Raw genomic sequence first — 16,722 nt, 5'->3', positions numbered from 1 at the left:
TAAGATTGAAATCATTTTGCAATAAGAAGGAGCCAGGGACTATGGATTTTTTGAGAGCGCACGGCGAAGAACAAAAGCAGCAGAGAGTGCAGCAGATATTGGACGCCGCAGTCTCTTTGTACGACGAGGTTGGCTACGATAAGATTACCTTTAGCAAAATCGCTAGAAAATTGGACTTTAGCCGCATCAACCTGTATAATTATTTTTCTTGCAAGGAAGATATTTTTTTATTGATCCTGATGCAGGAAATTAAAGCGATGGTGGACGACGCCGGGCGGACGTTTACTAAGCCTGCGCCGGAATTAGAAACGTTTATCGAGCGATGGACGGAATTGCTGCTGCGCCATCAGCGGATGCTGGCGATTTTTTCCATCGTGAATACGATTGTTTTGCGTTACGCGACGGACGACGTGCATAAAAAATTTAGGTGCGATATGTTTGCGGAATATCGCAGGCTGGCGCAAATTGTGCGGCAAGCCGTGCCTGCGCTTACGGACGACGAAGCGATTCGTTTTGTCGATTTTGAAAATAGTTTCGCGCTTATTTTATATCCTGCCAGCGTAGAGTATAAGCAAGCTAACGACATAACTATTTTTCCAACCGCCGGTTATGGTACGCGTAATTTCGCGCCGCAATTTATCAATTACCTGCGGATTATTCTCAGGGGTCTGTTAAAATAAAAAATCGTTCTGGCAGCGAAGTTTTTTATACGCAGCTAAATTACACCTTGTAATTTAGCTAAAAGAGTGATATAATTATTTCGTAACTAAGCTGAAACAGTAAATTATACTATTTTCGGCATATGTTAAAAAGAATTATAGCGCAAAGGGGCGGATAGTATGAAATTTAGCTGGAAGTTTACAGCTGCTGCGGCGATGGCTGCTTTGCTGGCGTTGGCGACAGCCGGTTGCGGCAGTAAAACGGAAGAGGCGAAAAGCAACGCGGCTGCTGGAAAAACTTTAAAATTAGGCGTGGTCAGCTTTGCAGACAATTTAGAGCCGACGAACCATGCGATTGGCTGGACCTTGACTCGCTACGGTTTGGGCGAAACCTTAATTAAATTCGATAAGAAAATGAATGTTACGCCGTGGATTGCCGAAAGCTGGAGCGTATCCGACGATAAGCTGACCTGGACGTTTAAAATAAACGATAAGGCTAAATTTTCCAACGGCAACAAGGTCACTGCCGAAGCCTGCATGGCTTCAATCCAAAGAACAATAGATAAATCTATTGAAGCGAAAAGCTGGGCAAATATCGTTTCCATGAAGGCCGAAGGGCAAAATCTTATGGTTACTACTTCTAAGCCTATGCCGGGGTTGCCAGGCGTTTTTGGCGACCCGTATTTCGTTATCATCGATACTAGCGTGAAGGATAGGGATATTATGCGTATGGGGCCTATTTGTACGGGCCCGTATACCATAGTTTCCTTTAACCAAAACAAGTCGGTGATGAAAGCGAATTCCAATTATTGGGACGGCCCCGTGCCTTACGATAATGTAGAAATACCTTCGGTAAACGATCCGACGACGAGGGCGATGGCCTTGCAAAAGGGCGAAATCGACGCCGCAGTTAATATAGCTTACGGCGATATGGCGTTGTTCAGGGATAAAAAGGGTTACAGAGTAAGTGAAATGGCTTCTATTCGCGATTGTTTAGCACGAATGAACGTCAATGAAGGTAAACCACTTGCAGACCTGCGCGTTAGACAGGCTTTGCTGGCATCTATTGACAGAGAAACCTATTGCCAAAGTCTGCTGCATAATACTTACGTCGCCGGCGGGCCCGCGATGCCGCCGACGTTGGATTTCGGTTATAACGAATTGACCGATCCCAATAGCTATAACGTGGAACGCGCTAAAAAATTACTGGCGGAAGCAGGCTGGCGTGACAGCGACGGCGACGGGTATGTCGACAAGGACGGTAAAAATTTAGAATTGACCTACGTGATTTATACCAGCCGCGCCGAGCTGCCGATTTTTGCCGAAGCGACGCAGGCTGACGCTAAAAAAGCAGGCATTAAGATTGATATTAACGCCGTGGATTACAATGTTTTGGACGGTATCGGCACCAGCGGTAAATACGATTTGCTGATTTCCAATATTCTGGCGACGCAGGCCGGTTCGCCCATCAATTTTATGAATATGTATTGGCGTTCTAACATCAACGGCTCTAATCCGCAAAATTCCTCCGGGTACAGTAATCCTGCCTACGATGCTCTTGGCGACGCTTATTTAAGCGAATTTGACAGCGCCAAACGCCGTCAGATTATTATAGATATGCAGAAAATTTTGCTGAACGACGCGGTAACTATTATCTATGGCTATCCGCAGACTAATATCGTAAGTTCGGATAAGGTTGCTAACGCCGATATTCAGGCCTGCGATTTTTATTGGCTGACGAAGGATTGGCAACCAGTTAAATAAAATTTGCTCTCCATTTTTGGCAAAGCGGCGCTAAGTTGTTTTGCCAATTTTTTTAACAGACAGTGGCGGCGCAGCTATAACGCCGCCTTATTTAGAAAATTGCTAACGAGATGTGGGAAAGGAAAAACGAAATGAAAGCAAGTATTACGTTCGGCGGCATTACCGCCGCTCCGGGGACGAAGGCCAGCGGCTGGGCTCCCGTTTTGGATACCGATTATAAATTGCCGGTGACGGTAATCAACGGCGCACGGGAGGGCAAGAGCGTGCTTCTGACTTCCGCTATTCATGGCTGCGAGTATCCGTCTATCGAGGCTGTGTTCCGAATTGCCGAAAATATCGATCCGCAGGAGCTTTGCGGGCAGCTAATCGTTATCAATCCGGTGAACGTGGACGGCTTTTTAAAACGCACGCCGTATATCGTGCCGCAGGACGGTAAAAATTTAAATCGCTTGTTTCCGGGAAATCCTGCCGGGACTTTAGGCGATAAAATCGCTTACGTGCTGACGGAGGAATATCAAAAGCGCGTGGACTTTCATATCGACACGCATGGCGGCGACATTCCCGAAAAGCAGTTGAGCTACGTCTATTACCCCGGCGTTAGCGAAGACGCGCGGGCTTTGGCGCTTTCAGAGGAAGCTGCGGCTTACGTTTTGTACGCCGACTTTGTAATTAAATCGCGGGCGACGAATCACGCTTATAATTACGCGGCTATCTGCGGCGTGCCGTCTGTAGAATTGGAATTGGGCGACTGCGCCAGCTGGGACGAAAGCGAGGTAAATTTATATTTAGAAAATATTTATAACCTGCTGCGTTATTTGCGGCTGCTGCCGGGCGAGGCGCGCAAGCGCGAGCGCGACGTCTTGTACATAACGCGGGGAGAATATCTTGACGCCGACGCAGACGGGCGCTGGTACGCCTGCGTGGGCAGGGAGGATAAGGTTCGGCGGGGGCAGAAGCTGGGCGAGATCCGCGATTTGTTCGGCAGGACGCTGCGCGAATATTATGCAGAATTTGACGGCGTGGTGCTGATGGTGGTTGCGGCGCTGGCCGTGAAAAAAGGCGACCCGATTATCGCGTATGGGTGTTGACAAATAATGCCGCGTAAGGTAAAATATCACAGTATGGACTGATTTGGTCCGTCCCCAACCGCGCAGAGAGGTTCTGAAAACCCGGCGACGGGTACCGTATTTGGCGAGTCTATCATTAAGGGAGGTGCAATAGATGTACGCAATTATCAAAACCGGCGGCAAGCAATACCGCGTAAGCGAAGGCGAAACCCTGCAAGTTGAAAAGCTGAACGCAGAGGTTGGCGCTGAAGTTGTTTTTGAAGAAGTTCTGACCGTTGTTAACGATGCAGACGTAAAGATTGGTAAGCCCGTAGTTGAAGGCGCAAAGGTTGTTGCTAAAGTTGTTGAACACGGCAAAGCAGACAAGATTTTCGTTTTCAAATACAAAGCTAAATCCAACTACCGTAAACGTCAAGGCCATCGTCAACCGTTTACCACTGTTGAAATTACCGCTATCAACGCTTAATCGCCATGATACAGGTCGATTTGTTCAAGGATAAGCAGGGCATGATCGTTGGCTATAAGGTTAGCGGGCATGCAGGATACAGCGAAGAAGGAACGGACATCGTTTGCAGCGCTGTTTCGGCTTTAACGCAGGCTCCCCTGCTTGGCTTGGAAAGACACTTAAAGCTCAAGCCGTCCTATGTCGTCAATCAGGAGGACGGTATTTTAGAGGCTGCATTGAACAGTGCGCCTACAGACCTGACGCAGGCTATTCTGCAGACCATGGTTTATGGCCTGCAGTCCATAGAACGTCAGTGTCCGCAATATGTTCGTATTCAGGAACATAGGAGGTGAAAGTAATGTTTGAAATTATTCTGCAATTACATGCACATAAAAAAGGTACCGGCAGCTCCCACAACGGTCGTGACTCCAACGCGCAGCGTTTGGGTACCAAGGCTCATGACAGCCAGCTGGTAACCGCTGGCAGCATCATCGTTCGTCAGCGCGGTACTAAATTCCATCCCGGCAACAATGTTGGCATGGGCAAGGACTATACCATTTACGCTACTGTGGAAGGCCGCGTAAAATTTGAGCGCAAAGGCCGCGATAAACGCCAAATCAGCGTATATCCCGTAGAAGCAGCAATGTAATTTAGGCTTTGCAGACCCGCATCTCCAAGAGGTGCGGGTCTTTTTACGTCTAAAGCGTGAGCTTTTTGTTAAGATATGGTGCAGCGGCTGTATTTTAACGCTGAATATGGTATACTTAAAGTATCTTGAAAAAGCATGGAAGCTTGGCTTTTATTTGTGAATTATACTGCAAGGAGTTGATAATTATGTTGGAAGTTGGTTCCGTGGCTCCGGCCTTTACTTTGCCGGACAAGGACGGCAATAGCGTCAGCCTCAGCGATTTTGCCGGTAAAAAGGTAGTGTTGTATTTTTATCCTAAAGATTCTACGCCCGGCTGTACCCGTCAGGCGCAGGCCTTTCGCGACGCTTTTGAGCAGTTTGCCGCCGAGGGCGCTGTGATTGTTGGCATCAGTAAGGACAGCGTAAAATCGCATTTTAATTTTGCCGCGAAGCAGGAGCTGCCCTTTATTTTGCTGTCCGATACGGAAAAAGAGGTTTTGCAGGCCTACGAGGTGTGGCAGGAAAAGAAGCTCTACGGCAAGGTGAGCATGGGCGTGGTACGTTCGGTTTACGTTATCGACGAGGCTGGTAAAATCGCCGCCGCCTGGACGAAGGTAAAGCCGGAGCAGAGCGCTGCCGACGCTTTGGCTTTCGTATGCAGCTGCAATAAATAAGCCGGAACGCATTGCTGCGCAGAGTAATGCGCGGCGATGCGGCACAGCTGTTAACTGTGACTAACTGCATGTTAAAATTTTTGCAAAAATTTAATGTGTTACACTTTATTTCTCCAATAGAGTATGCTATACTTATCAAAGAAAAACAGAAATCAGATTCTTTGTATTAAATTCGTGGGACGCTAAAAGTACCACGAGGGACAAAATGTGCCGAGGCAATAATTATGGATAGCATTATCAATTTACAAAAGAAAATCGTGCCGGAGCTGACGGACCTTTTAGTGCAGCGTTATCAGATTTTGCGTCAGGTAAGCCACGAATACCCTATCGGCAGAAGAGCGCTGGCGGCGAAGCTGGGGCTTAGCGAAAGGGTGCTGCGGGCGCAGGTTGATTTTCTCAAGAAAAGCGGTCTGCTGGATTTTTCCTCCAGCGGCATGAGCGTCACTGACGAGGGCGCCGATATTTTAAAGGAGCTGGCCGATTATGTGCGTAAGCTGCAGGATATTTCCTTTCTGGAAAAATCCTTGAGCGACACGCTGAAGATTGGCCGGGTGGTAATCCTTCCCGGCGATTCCGACCAGGAGGAGGTAGTAAAGAGGGAGATTGGCCGTACTGCGGCGCATATTCTCAGCAAGCTGCTCAGCGACGGCAGCAAGCATATCGTAGCGGTCAGCGGCGGCACGACTATGGCGGCCATGGCGGCTAACGTCAGCGGTTCGCAGCCTGATACGGTAGTGGTTCCGGCCCGCGGCGGCCTGGGCGATAACGTGGAGCTGCAGGCCAACACCATCGCTACGGTTTTAGCCCAGCGTTTGGGGGCGTCTTATCGCCAGCTGTATGTGCCCGACTGCGTCAGTGAGGATATTCTCAACAGTATTTTAAAAGAAGACGTAGGCGTGCGCGCCGTCGTGGATATCATCAAGAAAGCCGATATTCTGGTGCACGGCGTAGGCCGCGCCAGCGTTATGGCCAGGCACCGGCGCTTAAACCCCGATCTGATTGCCAAGCTGGAATCGGCGGGAGCGGTAGGCGAAGCCTTCGGGCAGTACTGTGCACTGGATGGCAGGCAGGTCTATATGACAAATAACGCCGGCCTGATGCTGCAGGATTTGCAGAACATCGGCACCATCATTGGCATTGCCGGCGGTAAGTCCAAGGCTGCCGCTATTTTATCGGTCATCCGCGCGTCGCGGCAGGATATTCTCGTTACCGACGAGGCCGCCGCTCACGAGATTCTGCGCATGGCCCATGAGCATTGTTAACCGGCACGCAAGTGCAATTTATAAAGAAACCCGTCAAAACTAAGGAGGAATTTATTATGACAAAAGTAGGTATCAATGGTTTTGGCCGCATTGGCCGCGAGGTTTTCCGCGTTGCTTTTACTAATCCCGATGTTGAGGTGGTAGCTGTCAACGATCTGACGGATTCCGCTACTTTGGCTCATTTACTGAAATATGATTCCGTGCATGGCACCTTCCCGCATGAAGTAGCTGCCGACGGCGACTGCATCGTGGTAGACGGCAAACGCATTAAGGTATTTGCTTCTCCCGACCCGGCAAAAATTCCCTGGGGCGAAATCGGCGCGGAAATTGTTGTAGAATCCACCGGTCGTTTTACCGAAGGCCCGAAGGCTGCCGCTCACCTGCAGGCAGGCGCTAAAAAGGTTATTATTTCCGCTCCCGCTAAAGGCGAGGATATTACCATCGTTATGGGCGTCAACGAGGACAAATACGACCCTGCTAAGCATAATATTATTTCCAACGCTTCCTGCACCACCAACTGCCTAGCTCCCTTTACCAAGGTGCTGCTGAACAAGTTTGGCATTGAAAGCGGTTTGATGACCACCGTACATTCCTATACCAACGACCAGCGTATTCTGGACCTGCCGCATAAGGATCTGCGCCGTGCCCGCGCTGCCGCCTGCTCCATTATCCCGACCACTACCGGCGCCGCTAAGGCCGTAGCTTTGGTCCTGCCGGAACTGAAAGGCAAGCTCAACGGCTTCGCTATGCGCGTGCCCACTCCTAACGTATCCATTACCGATTTGACCGTTCTGCTGCAAACCGATACTACCGCTGAAGAAATCAACGCCGCTTTGAAGGAAGCTGCCGAGGGCGAATTGAAGGGCATCATGGGCTATAACGAGCTGCCCCTGGTTTCCCGCGATTACAACGGCTGCCCGCTGAGCTCCATCGTCGACGGCCTGTCCACTATGATGGTTGGCCCGCGTATGGCTAAGGTTGTCAGCTGGTACGACAACGAATGGGGTTATTCCAACCGCGTAGTTGACCTGGCTATGTATATTGCTAAAAAGGGCCTGTAAGATAGGAGTAGTTATCCGTGGATAAGAAAACTGTACGTGATTTAGACGTGGCCGGTAAAAAGGTACTGGTGCGCGTAGATTTTAACGTCCCCTTCGACGATAAGGGCAATATTTCCGACGATACCCGTATCCGCGCTTCCCTGGACACCATTAAATATCTGCTGGAGCACAAGGCCGCCGTTATTTTGATGGCGCATCTGGGCCGTCCTAAGGGACAGGTTAATCCTAAATACAGCCTGGCTCCCGTAGCTAGGCATTTGGGCAAGCTGCTGAGCAAAAAGATTCTGTTCGCTGCCGACTGCGTAGGGCCGGAGGCTAAGGCCGCGGCTAAAAAGCTGAAAGCCGGTCATGTGTTGCTGCTGGAAAATCTGCGCTTCCATAAGGAAGAAGAAAAGAACGACATGGAATTTGCCGAGCAGCTGGCATCCCTGGCCGACCTGTACGTTAACGACGGCTTCGGCGTTTCGCACCGCGCGCACGCTTCCGTAGAGGGCGTTACTCACTTCCTGCCCGCTGCCGCAGGATTCCTGCTGGAAAAGGAAATCGAATATGTGGGCCGCGCCGTAACGGAGCCGCTGCATCCCTTTGCCGCTATTATCGGCGGCGCTAAGGTCAGCGATAAAATCGGCGTTATCAATAATCTGCTGGACAAGGTTGATACGCTGCTGATCGGCGGCGGTATGGCTAACACCTTCCTGGCTGCGCAGGGCTGCGCGATGGGCAAATCTCTGGTAGAAGAAGATAAGATAGAGCTGGCTAAGGAGCTGCTGGCGAAGGCTAAGAAGAACAAGGTAAATCTGCTGCTGCCTACGGATTTGGTAATGGCGGAAGCCTTTGCCGCCGACGCTAAGTATATTACCGAGGATATCAAGCATCTTAATCAGGACTATATGGCTCTGGATATCGGCGCAGAAACGGCTAAAGCCTATGCCGCTGCGCTGGCCGACGCTAAGATGATTGTGTGGAACGGGCCTATGGGCGTGTTTGAAATGGACGCTTTTTGCAAGGGTACGGAGGCCGTGGCTAAGGCTGTGGCACGCAGCCGCGCTGTTAGCATCGTAGGCGGCGGCGATAGCGTGGCCGCAGTGGAAAAGCTGGGGCTGGCAAAACGCATTTCGCATATTTCTACGGGCGGCGGCGCATCTCTGGAATATCTGGAGGGCAAGGTGCTGCCCGGCGTGGCGGCTTTGGACGACCTGCGCCGCAAAATGATTGCCGGCAACTGGAAGATGCACAAGACCGTCAGCGAGGCCGTGGAGCTGGCTGAGGATATTGTGATGGAAACTAACGGTACTCTGAACGAGGTAGTTATTTTCCCGCCCTTTACCGCTTTGGAAACCGTGGCTGACGCTATCGACGGCAAGCATGTGGGCTATGGCGCTCAAGACCTGCATTGGGAAGATAAGGGCGCTTTCACCGGCGCTGTTTCCGGCGCGATGATCGCCGATATCTGCGCCGAGTATGTGCTGGTAGGGCACAGCGAACGCCGCACTATTTTCGGCGAGAACGAAAAAATTGTCGCCAGCAAGATTATCGCCGCATACCGCAACGGCTTGAAGCCCATGCTGTGCGTAGGCGAAAATCTGGTCGAGCGCGAAGCTGGCAAGACTGCGCGTAAGATCAATATGCAGCTCAAGAGCGCGCTGCGCGTAATCGCTCCTGAGGACGCCGTTAATCTGGTTATCGCTTACGAGCCCATCTGGGCCATCGGCAGCGGCAAGGCGGCAACTCCGGCGGACGCGCAGGAGGTATGCCGTCTGATTCGCGATAAGGTCGCTAAAATTTTTACGCCGGAAATCGCGCGTCAGGTGCGCATTCTGTACGGCGGCAGCGTTAATGAAAAGAACGCCGCAGATTTCAATATCAGCGGTATCGACGGCGTTCTGGTTGGCGGCGCTTCCTTAAAGGCCGACAGCTTTGCTAAGATAGTACGCAGCTTTTAATTGAAGAGAGCAATGACCCGCAGCCTGCCGGTAAAGCCTTGCGGCTGCCGGCAGGTTGGCGGGTTTTATCGCTTTCTGTACTTATAAATGATAATATATGGAAGGCGAAGCATGAAACATCCTGTACTTTTAATGATTTTAGACGGCTGGGGCATTGCTCCCGCCAGCAGCACCAACGCTGCGGCAGTTGCCAGGACGCCTAACCTCGACGGTTATTTCGCTAATTATCCGCATACTGCCTTACAGGCCAGCGGCAGGGAGGTGGGCCTGCCTGCGGGTCAAATCGGCAATTCCGAGGTGGGGCACTTGAATATCGGCTCCGGCCGCATTATTTACCAAAGCCTGACCCGCATCAGCAAGGCCATTGAGGACGGCGATTTCTTTAAGAACGGCGTGCTGTGCGATACTATGGAAAAAACCAGGGAGGCGGGAGCTGCGCTGCATCTGCTGGGGCTGGTATCCGACGGCGGCGTCCACAGCCATATTTCCCATTTGCTTGCTTTGCTGGAAATGGCTAAGCAGCACGGCTTGAGCCGCGTTTATGTACACGCCTTTTTGGACGGACGCGACGTGCCGCCCCAAAGCGCGTTGACCTATATCGAGGAATTGGAGCAGGCGATGGACAGGATTGGCGTAGGCCGTATCGCTACTGTCAGCGGCCGCTATTACGCCATGGACCGCGATAAACGCTGGGAGCGCGTAGAGCGTGCTTACAGGGCCGTGGCTCTGGGCGAAGGCGTGCCTGCCGCCAGCGCTGCCGCAGGCGTGGAGGCGTCCTATGCTGCCGGTGTGACCGACGAATTTGTGGAGCCGTTGGTAGTAAATGGCGTAGACGGACGCATTAAGGCCGGCGACGGCGTAATTTTCTTTAACTTCCGTCCTGACCGCGCCCGTGAGCTTACTCGTGCGCTGCACGACGAGGACTTTCCGTATTTTGCCCGTCCGGAGGGCGTGAGGCCGGTGCGTTTTGCCTGTATGGCGCAGTATGACGCGACTATCGACGCTCCGGTGGCTTATCCGCCCGAACCCATCGACGATACGCTGGGACAGGTGCTGGCGGCAAGCGGTATGCGGCAGCTGCGCATTGCCGAAACGGAAAAATACGCTCATGTAACCTTCTTCTTTAACGGCGGCGTGGAGGAGCCTAACGCTGGCGAGGAGCGTATCCTTATTCCTTCGCCCAAGATAGCGACCTACGATTTGCAGCCGGAAATGAGCGCCGAGGAGGTAACGCAGGCGCTGCTGGCAGAGCTGGATAAGGATAAATTTGACGCAATCATTCTGAATTTCGCTAATCCCGACATGGTGGGCCATACGGGCGTGCTGGCAGCCGCCGTTAAGGCTATGGAAAAGGTGGACGACTGCGCCGGGCGCATCGTGCGCAAGGTGCTGGAGCTGGGCGGCACGGCCTGCATTACGGCGGACCATGGTAATTTGGAGAAAATGGCGGAGGCGGACGGCGAGCCTAATACGGCTCATACCACCAACCCTGTGCCCTTCATTGTGGTAAGCAAGCAGCAGCATAAGCTGCACAGCGGTATTTTGGCCGATATTGCGCCGACGCTGCTGGAGCTTTTGCATATCGAGCAGCCTGCCGCTATGACGGGTCATAGCTTATTGGAAAAATAAAACTAGAGGTGATTGAACGATGGCAATGATTACTGAAGTATATGCACGTGAAATTCTGGATTCCCGCGGCAATCCTACCGTAGAGGTTGAGGTTTGCCTGGAGGACGGCGCCGTAGGACGCGCTGCTGTTCCCTCCGGCGCTTCCACCGGCGTACACGAGGCTGTGGAGCTGCGCGACGGCGACGCCGAGCGTTATCTGGGCAAGGGCGTAACCAAGGCCGTGGATAATGTCAACGACATTATCGCCGAAGCTATCATCGGCCTAGAGGCAACCCGGCAAACGGAAATCGACGAACTGCTGGTACGTCTGGACGGAACTCCCAACAAGGGCCGCTTGGGCGCTAACGCTATTTTGGGCGTTTCCATGGCGGTGGCTAAGGCGGCAGCCGCTTCCGTAGGCCTGCCCTTGTACCTGTATTTGGGCGGCGTGGCTGCTAAGGAGCTGCCCGTCCCCATGATGAATATTCTCAACGGCGGCCAGCATGCCGACAATAACGTGGATATTCAGGAATTTATGATTATGCCAGTAGGCGCTAAATCTTTCAGCGAGGCTTTGCGCATGAACGCCGAAATTTACCATAACCTGAAAGCGCTGCTGAAATCCAAGGGCTTGAGCACCGCTTTGGGCGACGAGGGCGGCTTTGCGCCTAACCTGAGCTGCAACTCCGAAGCTATCGAGGTTATTTTGGAGGCTGTGGAAAAGGCAGGCTATAAACCGGGCAAGGACATCGTTATCGCTTTGGACGTAGCCAGCAGCGAATTTTACGAGGATGGCAAGTACAATCTGGCGGGCGAGGGCATCGTTAAAACCAGCGAAGAGATGGTGGATTACCTAGCCGGGCTGTGCGAGAAATACCCAATTATTTCCATCGAGGACGGCATGGCCGAGGACGATTGGGACGGCTGGAAGAAGCTGACCAAGAAGTTGGGCAAGAAGGTGCAGCTGGTGGGCGACGACCTGTTTGTTACCAATGAAGAACGCCTGGCGCAGGGCATTAAGAAGGGCGTAGCCAACGCTATTCTGATTAAGGTAAACCAAATCGGTACCCTGACCGAAACCTTTAACGCTATCGAAACCGCTAAGCGCGCAGGCTACACCTGCATTATTTCCCATCGCAGCGGCGAAACCGAGGATACCACTCTGGCGGATATCGCCGTAGCGGTAAACGCAGGCCAGATTAAGACCGGCGCTCCGGCGCGTACTGACCGCGTGGCTAAATACAATCAGCTGCTGCGCATTGAAGAGGATTTGGGCAAGGCGGCCAAGTACAACGGCAAGCACGTTTTCTACAACATCAATAAATAAGCTTAATTGCAGCGCGAGCAGAGGCCTGAAGGCTTCTGCTCTTTTTTTGCGTATTTTCCGACGCTTCTGTTAAATATTTTGCAAAATTACGTTGTAAGCTCACTATATTTATGGTAAAATATCATGGTACAAAAATGTGAGGAGGTAAGCTCTGTGATTGAAACTGTCTTGATAGTTCTTGAAGTTATCGTTTGCATAGCTCTCATTGGCGCAGTTCTGCTGCAGTCCGGCAAAGGCGGCGGTATGAGCAGTACTTTCGGCGGCAGTGACGGTGCTTTTTTTGGTAAGGGCAATGATCTGGATTCAATTATGGCTAAGGCTACGATTTATTTAGGCGCTGCGTTTGCCGTAATTACGTTGGCGCTGGCCAAAATCAACGCTTAATGGCTGTTTGGCGCAGTCTTGGCTTATTACTCATGTTAAAAAGGGCGTAACTACGCTCTTTAAATTTTAAATTTTTTATAAGAAGAAAGGGGTTAGGGTCTTGAGTTATTTAATGATCTCCATCGTTGTTGGCCTCATTGCATTGGCAGTTGCTTTGACGCTCAGCAGCGCAATCGGCAAGGCTCCTGCTGGTACTCAACGTATGCAGGAAATCGCCGGTTACATCCATGAGGGCGCTATGGCGTTCCTGTACAGAGAATACAAGGCTTTGTCTGTATTCGTAATCGTTGTCGCTATTGTTATTTCTATGTTCCTGTCTCCGCTTACCGCAGTTTGCTTCGTTGCAGGCGCTGTTTTCTCCGTAAGCGCAGGCTATATTGGTATGACCGTTGCTACTAAGGCTAACGTTCGTACCGCTGAGGCTGCCCGTCACGGTATGCCGGAAGCTTTGAAAATCGCTTTCTCCGGCGGCGCTGTAATGGGTCTGGGCGTTGTTGGTCTGGGTATCGTTGGCGTTGCCGCAGCTTACATGCTCTTTGGCAATATCGATATTGTTACCGGCTTTGGCTTGGGCGCAAGCTCCATCGCTTTGTTCGCCCGTGTTGGCGGCGGTATTTATACCAAGGCTGCCGACGTTGGCGCCGACCTGGTTGGTAAGGTTGAAGAGGGCCTGCCTGAAGACGATCCGCGTAACCCGGCTACCATCGCTGATAACGTAGGCGATAACGTAGGCGACGTTGCCGGTATGGGCGCCGACTTGTTTGAATCCTATGTAGGCGCTATCATTTCCGCTATTACCCTGGGCGCTGTTGCTTACCCTGGCGGCGAAGGCGTTATGTTCGTATTCGAGCTGGCTTTTGCAGGTATTATCGCTTCTTTGATTGGCGTCGCTTACGCTCGCAGCAGCAAATCCAATAACCCGCAGGCAGCTTTGAACCACGGCACTTATGTTGGCGGTATTATCGTAATTGCTGCCGCTTACTACCTGTCCACTTCTATTTTTGGCAACGCGGCAGCTTTCGTAGCTATCGCTTCCGGCCTGATCGTAGGCCTGCTGATCGGCAAAATTACCGAAATTTATACCTCTGCTGATTATTCTTCCGTTAAGAAAATCGCGCAGCAATCCGAAACCGGCCCGGCAACCACCATTATTTCCGGTCTGGCAGTTGGTATGTATTCCACCTTCCTGCCGATGATCTTCATCTGCATTGGCGTAATCCTGTCCTTCTTCAGCATGGGCGGCGCTAAGGACGCTGGCATGGGCCTGTTCGGTATCGCTCTGGCAGCAGTTGGTATGCTGTCCACCACCGGCCTGACCGTAGCCGTTGACGCTTATGGTCCTATCGCCGACAATGCAGGCGGCATTGCAGAAATGTCCGAGCTGCCTCCTGAAGTACGTGAAATCACCGATACTCTGGACTCTGTAGGCAACACTACCGCCGCTATCGGCAAAGGCTTTGCTATTGGCTCCGCCGCTTTGACTGCATTGGCTCTGTTCTCCGCTTATGCACATACTGTAGGGCTGAAGGCTATCGACCTGCTGAATCCTGTTACGCTGATCGGTCTGTTCGTCGGCGCAACTCTGCCTTTCGTATTCGGCGCTATGACCATGGAATCCGTTGGTAAGGCTGCTTATCAAATGATTGAAGAGGTTCGCCGTCAATTCCACGAAATCCCCGGCCTGCTGGAAGGCAAGGCTAAGGCTGACTACCAAAAATGCGTAGACATTTCTACCGCAGCTGCTCTGCACGAGATGATTATGCCCGGCGTTATCGCTATCGTTGCTCCTCTGCTGATGGGCTTCCTGTTCGGCACCGAAGCTTTGGGCGGTATGATCGGCGGCGCATTAGCTTCCGGCGTATTGGTTGCTATTTTGATGGCTAACGCAGGCGGCGCTTGGGATAATGCGAAGAAATTCGTGGAAGCAAGCGGCAGAAAGCACACTCCGGTGCATGACGCAACCGTTGTAGGCGATACCGTAGGCGATCCGTTCAAGGATACCTCCGGACCGGCAATGAACATCTTAATTAAATTGATGACCATTGTTGCTCTGGTATTCGCTCCTGTTTTGGCAGCTAACGGCGGCATCCTGCTGAGCTTCTTTAAATAAGAGCTGATTCCGCAAATATTAAACGCTCCTTCCCGTGCGGGAGGAGCGTTTTTACTTGCAATTATTTTGCTTTCGTGCTATATTAAGCATAGAAGGACAACCGCCCACAAGGTGGGTTGACCTGTTAGGGAATAAGAGAATCCATCCTGTCACCGGTCAAGTTTAGGGATGGATTTTCTTTATGCAGAAATTTTATTGACACATCAGTCGAATGAAGGTCAGCAATGCAATGATAAACATTCCGAAGGCCATGAGGTCTTGGAAAGAAAAGTTTTTCATCAGCATCACCTCCAATCTCATTAGATGAAGGCCAAACCACCCTGAACACGGTTGTCTGTTGATATTTTAACACGAAAATTTCGTGAGAGCAACATATGTTTGCAATATTTTGGCGTAGAGGAAACGTTTTGCTTGCAATTATTTTGCTTTCGTGCTATATTAAACATAGAAGGACAACCGCCCACAAGGTGGGTTGACCTGTTATTTGGGAAGAAAGTCCACCCTGCTACTGGCCAAGTATAGGGGTGGATTTTCTTTATGCAGAAATTTTATTGACACATCAGTCGAATGAAGGTCAGCAATGCAATGATAAACATTCCGAAGGCCATGAGGTCTTGGAAAGAAAAGTTTTTCATCAGCATCACCTCCAATCTCATTAGATGAAGGCCAAACCACCCTGAACACGGTTGTCTGTTGATATTTTAACACGAAAATTTCAAAAAGACAACAAATGTTCAAATAATAATGTTGCGTTTAGATGCAGATGGTGTGAGTATTGTGGTATAATGCTTGTACACAGCGATTCGCGAGCCAAAGGCGAAGCGAGAGCTGATGTACAACATATGCCTGACACCCGGCGATTGACGAGCCGTAGGCGATGGCAGAGCCGCGGTAGACATGGTATAATGTAATATGTAATTTGTCAGAAGGAGCGTTTAACTATGCAGATTATGGCGGGGGCAGAAACCTTTTTACTGGAAGGTAATAATGGCAAGGCAGTATTGCTGCTGCACGGTTATACCGGAACGGCGGCGGAAATGCGGCCCTTGGGCGATTATCTGCATGCTCTTGGCTACACTGTGCTGTGCCCACGTCTGCCGGGACATGGCACTACGGTGGAGGATTTGGAGCAGACTACGGCTGACGAGTGGCTGGCAATGGCTGCTGCTGCCTGCGACGAGCTTTTGGCTGGTTATGGTAAGGTATATGTCGCCGGCCTTTCCATGGGCGGCCTGCTGGCGATGGCTATGGCAGCCTCTAAGCCTGTGCGCAGGGCGGCGCTGCTCTCGGCTCCTATTTATGTGCGCGACAGGCGCGTACCATTTTTACCGCTACTGCGCTACTTTATCCGCTATTTGCCTAAGCGGAAGCGTAATTACCATGAGATGGGCAAATATTGCCAAGCTTATGATAAAATGCCTACCAAGCCCTTGACCAGCTTGTTTGCTTTGGTGAAACGCTGTAAAAAGCAGCTGCTGCCGCAAATTACTGTTCCCTGCCTGATTGCTCAATCGACCATCGAGCATACGGTGCAGCCTAAAAGCGCCCGGTATATTTACGACCACTTAGGAACGCCGCCGGAGCAAAAGCAGCTGCTGTGGCTGGAGCGCAGCGGGCATATTTTAACGCTGGATTGCGAGCGGGAAACGGTCTTTGCCGCTGTAGGAAATTTTTTTGAGGCTGACGAAAAGTAATAAGTTTGTAAATTATCCTGCGACACGGCAGGATTTGTCAGAAATAGTCCAGCGGTAATATGTCAAGCTAAAAATTAGTAAAAAGATGAAAGATTT

The 16,722-nt window shown here is 51.2% G+C and carries 15 protein-coding genes; all 15 read left to right on the top strand.

All coding sequences use genetic code 11. The features are described from left to right. Window positions 1-41: 41 nt before the first annotated feature. The 15 genes from Q4E64_RS11020 (at window position 42) to Q4E64_RS10950 (ending at window position 16,626) form a co-directional block, all read left to right on the top strand. Window positions 42-680: a TetR/AcrR family transcriptional regulator gene (locus Q4E64_RS11020; protein WP_303167966.1), complete on the top strand. Its 639-nt coding sequence runs from the start codon at window positions 42-44 to the stop codon at window positions 678-680. A 159-nt stretch (window positions 681-839) separates the two neighbouring features. Beyond that, a complete protein-coding gene (locus tag Q4E64_RS11015; RefSeq protein ID WP_303167965.1) occupies window positions 840-2,423 on the top strand; it encodes an ABC transporter substrate-binding protein in 1,584 nt (527 codons plus the stop codon). Between the two features lie 110 nt (window positions 2,424-2,533). Beyond that, window positions 2,534-3,511, top strand: coding sequence for a succinylglutamate desuccinylase/aspartoacylase family protein (locus Q4E64_RS11010; protein ID WP_303167964.1), 978 nt, complete (start codon window positions 2,534-2,536; stop codon window positions 3,509-3,511). A 133-nt stretch (window positions 3,512-3,644) separates the two neighbouring features. Then, window positions 3,645-3,956, top strand: coding sequence for a 50S ribosomal protein L21 (rplU, locus tag Q4E64_RS11005; RefSeq protein WP_009145437.1), 312 nt, complete (start codon window positions 3,645-3,647; stop codon window positions 3,954-3,956). Window positions 3,957-3,961: 5 nt separating this feature from the next. Further along, window positions 3,962-4,288, top strand: a complete 327-nt coding sequence (locus tag Q4E64_RS11000; protein ID WP_293727862.1) for a ribosomal-processing cysteine protease Prp — start codon at window positions 3,962-3,964, stop codon at window positions 4,286-4,288. A 5-nt stretch (window positions 4,289-4,293) separates the two neighbouring features. Continuing rightward, on the top strand, window positions 4,294-4,584 hold the full coding sequence (gene rpmA, locus Q4E64_RS10995; RefSeq protein WP_293727863.1) for a 50S ribosomal protein L27: 291 nt from the start codon (window positions 4,294-4,296) through the stop codon (window positions 4,582-4,584). A 185-nt stretch (window positions 4,585-4,769) separates the two neighbouring features. Then, on the top strand, window positions 4,770-5,237 hold the full coding sequence (gene bcp / locus Q4E64_RS10990; protein WP_303167963.1) for a thioredoxin-dependent thiol peroxidase: 468 nt from the start codon (window positions 4,770-4,772) through the stop codon (window positions 5,235-5,237). A 224-nt stretch (window positions 5,238-5,461) separates the two neighbouring features. Continuing rightward, a complete protein-coding gene (locus Q4E64_RS10985; RefSeq protein WP_303167961.1) occupies window positions 5,462-6,499 on the top strand; it encodes a sugar-binding transcriptional regulator in 1,038 nt (345 codons plus the stop codon). Window positions 6,500-6,552: 53 nt separating this feature from the next. Continuing rightward, window positions 6,553-7,560 (top strand): type I glyceraldehyde-3-phosphate dehydrogenase, encoded by a 1,008-nt coding sequence (gene gap, locus Q4E64_RS10980; RefSeq protein WP_303167980.1) that lies wholly within the window; start codon window positions 6,553-6,555, stop codon window positions 7,558-7,560. 17 nt (window positions 7,561-7,577) lie between these two features. Further along, window positions 7,578-9,503, top strand: coding sequence for a triose-phosphate isomerase (gene tpiA, locus Q4E64_RS10975; RefSeq protein WP_303167960.1), 1,926 nt, complete (start codon window positions 7,578-7,580; stop codon window positions 9,501-9,503). Between the two features lie 111 nt (window positions 9,504-9,614). Continuing rightward, entirely contained in the window at window positions 9,615-11,132 is a 1,518-nt protein-coding gene (gene gpmI / locus Q4E64_RS10970; protein ID WP_303167959.1) for a 2,3-bisphosphoglycerate-independent phosphoglycerate mutase, read from the top strand. A gap of 19 nt (window positions 11,133-11,151) precedes the next feature. Beyond that, complete coding sequence (gene eno / locus Q4E64_RS10965) at window positions 11,152-12,438, top strand: phosphopyruvate hydratase (RefSeq protein ID WP_303167958.1); 1,287 nt, start codon at window positions 11,152-11,154, stop codon at window positions 12,436-12,438. 153 nt (window positions 12,439-12,591) lie between these two features. Continuing rightward, window positions 12,592-12,822, top strand: coding sequence for a preprotein translocase subunit SecG (gene secG / locus Q4E64_RS10960; RefSeq protein WP_303167957.1), 231 nt, complete (start codon window positions 12,592-12,594; stop codon window positions 12,820-12,822). Between the two features lie 112 nt (window positions 12,823-12,934). Next, window positions 12,935-14,932, top strand: coding sequence for a sodium-translocating pyrophosphatase (locus Q4E64_RS10955; protein ID WP_368501584.1), 1,998 nt, complete (start codon window positions 12,935-12,937; stop codon window positions 14,930-14,932). Window positions 14,933-15,873: 941 nt separating this feature from the next. Further along, window positions 15,874-16,626 carry a carboxylesterase gene (locus Q4E64_RS10950; protein ID WP_303167955.1) on the top strand — a complete coding sequence of 251 codons (753 nt, stop codon included), beginning with the start codon at window positions 15,874-15,876 and terminating at the stop codon, window positions 16,624-16,626. The last annotated feature ends 96 nt before the right edge of the window (window positions 16,627-16,722 follow it).

Origin of the sequence: Phascolarctobacterium sp. (genome assembly GCF_030531065.1) — a bacterium.
In the GTDB taxonomy this organism is placed as follows: Bacteria; Bacillota; Negativicutes; order Acidaminococcales; family Acidaminococcaceae; genus Phascolarctobacterium_A.
The sequence above is the reverse complement of the archived record's forward strand: the minus strand, read 5'-3'. Positions and strand labels throughout refer to the sequence as shown.

Bases quoted from the DNA above. Each gene is read 5' to 3' on its own strand.
- Q4E64_RS10955 (WP_368501584.1), top strand. From the start codon at position 12,935: ATGATCTCCATCGTTGTTGGCCTCATTGCATTGGCAGTTGCTTTGACG.
- eno (WP_303167958.1), top strand. From the start codon at position 11,152: ATGGCAATGATTACTGAAGTATATGCACGTGAAATTCTGGATTCCCGC.
- Q4E64_RS11015 (WP_303167965.1), top strand. From the start codon at position 840: ATGAAATTTAGCTGGAAGTTTACAGCTGCTGCGGCGATGGCTGCTTTG.
- Q4E64_RS10985 (WP_303167961.1), top strand. From the start codon at position 5,462: ATGGATAGCATTATCAATTTACAAAAGAAAATCGTGCCGGAGCTGACG.
- Q4E64_RS11000 (WP_293727862.1), top strand. From the start codon at position 3,962: ATGATACAGGTCGATTTGTTCAAGGATAAGCAGGGCATGATCGTTGGC.
- Q4E64_RS10950 (WP_303167955.1), top strand. From the start codon at position 15,874: ATGCAGATTATGGCGGGGGCAGAAACCTTTTTACTGGAAGGTAATAAT.
- rpmA (WP_293727863.1), top strand. From the start codon at position 4,294: ATGTTTGAAATTATTCTGCAATTACATGCACATAAAAAAGGTACCGGC.
- Q4E64_RS11020 (WP_303167966.1), top strand. From the start codon at position 42: ATGGATTTTTTGAGAGCGCACGGCGAAGAACAAAAGCAGCAGAGAGTG.
- rplU (WP_009145437.1), top strand. From the start codon at position 3,645: ATGTACGCAATTATCAAAACCGGCGGCAAGCAATACCGCGTAAGCGAA.
- bcp (WP_303167963.1), top strand. From the start codon at position 4,770: ATGTTGGAAGTTGGTTCCGTGGCTCCGGCCTTTACTTTGCCGGACAAG.
- gpmI (WP_303167959.1), top strand. From the start codon at position 9,615: ATGAAACATCCTGTACTTTTAATGATTTTAGACGGCTGGGGCATTGCT.
- Q4E64_RS11010 (WP_303167964.1), top strand. From the start codon at position 2,534: ATGTGGGAAAGGAAAAACGAAATGAAAGCAAGTATTACGTTCGGCGGC.